We start from the raw sequence: 3,126 nt of genomic DNA on the forward strand, positions 1-3,126 counted from the left end.
TCCATCGTAACAAAACTCTCATACAAAGAAAAAGCCCCCTCCTCCTCATCCTGCGCCCACGAAAACAAAATCTTCTCCGGGTTATGAATCAAGTCCCATTGAGGTTATCATCAGCTCGGTAAAAACTGGCTGCATTTAACTCCACTACATGGCCTTTTCACCCCTATTTCAAAGAACATTACATCTTATTTTCTGCAAGATAGAAAATTTCCGGTACTTACTTTTTCTTCAATTGAAAATATTCAGTTGAAGGGTTTTTCAATTGAAAAAAAAGTTCAAGGATGCAGTGATGTCCGGATTTGAGCGGAACCAGTCATTTACAACCCGTAGGCAACTTCTTAAGCCTAGCGGTGGCAGGTCAAGGCTTTTGGAAAAATACTACCCTGAGGAACGACGGGTGGAGATTTTTTCCAAAACCCGAAGGGCTTGGCCTTGCGCGGGGTTGGCCGGGGGGCTTTAACTTGGCCGAAGCGGTTTAAATGGCGGTTTTTTATGGGATGGGGTGTTATTGTAAATGTAGATTTTCTCTCTTTTTTTCTTCTTTTTTTCTTCCCTTCTCTGATTACAACCTGCTGATAATATGGAACTGTGCGAAGGTAAAACAGCCTTGAGCAAGCGTTGGGATAGTGGCTGCAAAAAAGTGGAGTGAGGCACGGCCTGTCCCGCAGGGCGGGAAACGAAGCGGTTTGCAGACGCTGTGTGCGCGAGCCGACTGCGAGTATGACCGAGGCCTGACGGTGAGAGCTGACGAAGAATGAGGAAGCGAAGCCGGCAGTGGCGTTTACGCTGAGACTTTGGCGGAGTTTTTGACTTCCGGGATGGGTTTTCGTGCGGTGGCTCAAAAACTGTGACAAAGCCGAACCGAGGGAGTTAGCAGGCGAGCCTTTTCGCAGCAGCGGTTGGATGCGTGGCGGCTTGGGCCATGGCGTAGAGAGGCACGAACGGAGCTGTGGAACAAGTGGCCTAAGCAGACAAAGGAGCTGCAGTGAGGAAGAGGAAGGAAAGCAAAAAACATGACAAACTGGAGCGTAGCGTAACCCGGAGGGAACCGAAGGGCGGACGGCGCTTGTTTTTACCTTATAGAGCTTGCTTTTTAAAAACAAGTGCCGGACGGTTTGGCGTGCTTTTTTGCTGACTGACGATGAGGAACACCGCTTTACCGGGTCTGTGCGTGGGGATTTATTCCTTCAAGTGATAATAAGTTCCTTTTCGTTCCCCGGTTTTTAATATCAGGCCTTCTTTTACTAAAAATGAAAGGTCTTTTTTTAATGTATTTCTGGATTGATTTGGCATTGCTTGTTCTATATCACTTACCTGTATTGCCTTGCGTTCTTTTATAAATTCCATTACCTGCTGTTGCCTGTCGTTTAATACAAGTTTCAGTTTACTGTAGGTTTCGTATTTCGCGTCAAGCCTTTGAGTTAATATTATCAGGCTTTCAAGGAAAAATAAAATCCATAAATCTATGCGTTCGTTCTCTTTGTATCGGTTCTTCTGCCCTTCCATCAACGCTTTGTAATATTCGTCCTTTCGTGTCTCAATAACGTTTTCAAACGATACGTACTGTATAAACTTATAATCCTGCTGCATTAAAAGCATTGAAGTTAATAGTCTTGATAAACGTCCATTACCATCCTGATAGGGATGGATTGATAAAAACTCATAAACAAAAGTTGCCGTCATCAGCAAAGGATGCATATCTTTCTTTTCCAGTCGCTGGTTTGCCCATTCAATCAAATCTTGCATTTCATTGGGCGTTAAATGTGGCTCTGTTGTCCTAAAAATAGTCCGCTGCGTACCATCGGGATAATTCGCAACAACCTGATTCGACAGGTTCTTGTATCTTCCTTTGTGAGTCTGGTCTTTATCACTATGTTTTAGTAATATTCCATGCAGTTGATGAATATATCTTTCCGATATTTCGATGTCGGTATAATTCTCTAAAATTATTTCCAATGCCTCATAATAGCCTACAACTTCCTGTTCGTCGCGTGATTGCAGCTTTGTTATTTTTACTGATTTTAAGAGCTTTTCTACTTCTTCATCAGTTAGGGTTGCCCCTTCAATTCGAGTGGATGAACCAATACTTTCAATGGTAGCTATCTTTCTTAGCTCCTTTAAATAGCGGCTTTCACTATTTTCAATAGCTTTCCAATTTCCCTTGAAAGAGTCTATTATGCTTAACTTTTGGGTAATCTGCTGATAAACAGCCCCGCCAAATTCAAGTTTATTGTTGATTTTTTTAGATATATCCATAACGTATCCATATTTATCCAAAAGTAAAAATTATTCTTTTATTTGCCTTATTTTAATGGATGATATTTCTCCAGTTCTTTCTGTAAATCCTCCAAGGCATCCATTCTATAACGTTCGGTGCTGCTTACGTATTTGTGGCCGGCCATGTATTGCACTTCTCTGAGGTTGTAATGTTTGAGCCAATTGGTAATGGTGCTTGCACGGATTTGTGCCATGTTTGTGAGTCTGGGTTCATAGCGCTTTATCATGGCTTTGATTCTGGACATGCCGCGGATTAGGCGCTTTTTATGGAACAGGTAGTTTCCTTCTATTTTATCGTTTAAGGACTTTCTATCAGTTAAAAGATATTCGTGCAGGGGCAGTATTTGAAAGGGTTTTAGGTCTAATATCCGCTTATTGGCTCGTTTGGTTGATGGAACGTATATCTTGCCTTTATCGAGCTGTAAATGGTTAATTTCAAGTTTTGCCAGTTCTTGCTCTTGTAAGCCTTGATAAATTCTAAGCCCTAATATTAAATGATAGGTTTTTAAAGTATTCGCATGTGTCCAGTGGTTTTTGCTTTCCGGGAACTTTTGGTAAATCGTATCAAGTTGCTTTTCTGTAAATAAATCATGTGGCATTCTTCGTTGAACGCCTTTTACCCGTATGGGTTCTGCTACATTGGGCAAGGCTTTAAAATCTAAGTAATAACTGATTTTCTTTAGCTCCATGTTGATGGTTTTGGGGCCTATCCCCTGGCCTTTGCGGTAGCGGATGTACCCCATCAGGGTTTCATGGTCGATTGGCTCAACAATTGGTTCTATTGGCTCTTTTTCTTCAATTGATTCAATTGAAAGAAAAGAACTTAAACCGTTATTGGCAGATGCATTC

At 41.7% G+C, this 3,126-nt stretch carries 2 protein-coding genes; both read right to left on the reverse strand.

Going from position 1 to position 3,126, the window contains the following annotated elements; translation table 11 throughout:
• Positions 1-1,179: 1,179 nt before the first annotated feature.
• A complete protein-coding gene (locus ALKIM_RS0105005) occupies positions 1,180-2,256 on the reverse strand; it encodes a Fic family protein (protein WP_044117758.1) in 1,077 nt (358 codons plus the stop codon).
• Between the two features lie 47 nt (positions 2,257-2,303).
• The gene (locus ALKIM_RS19550) at positions 2,304-3,020 is read right to left on the reverse strand and encodes a tyrosine-type recombinase/integrase (protein WP_235714448.1); all 717 of its coding nucleotides are present in this window, start codon (positions 3,018-3,020) and stop codon (positions 2,304-2,306) included.
• Positions 3,021-3,126: the final 106 nt, after the last annotated feature.

This window comes from Alkaliflexus imshenetskii DSM 15055, assembly GCF_000517065.1.
In the GTDB taxonomy this organism is placed as follows: Bacteria; Bacteroidota; Bacteroidia; order Bacteroidales; family Marinilabiliaceae; genus Alkaliflexus; species Alkaliflexus imshenetskii.

Coding starts and splice junctions, on each gene's coding strand:
- ALKIM_RS0105005 (WP_044117758.1), bottom strand. CDS start 2,256: ATGGATATATCTAAAAAAATCAACAATAAACTTGAATTTGGCGGGGCT.
- ALKIM_RS19550 (WP_235714448.1), bottom strand. CDS start 3,020: ATGGGGTACATCCGCTACCGCAAAGGCCAGGGGATAGGCCCCAAAACC.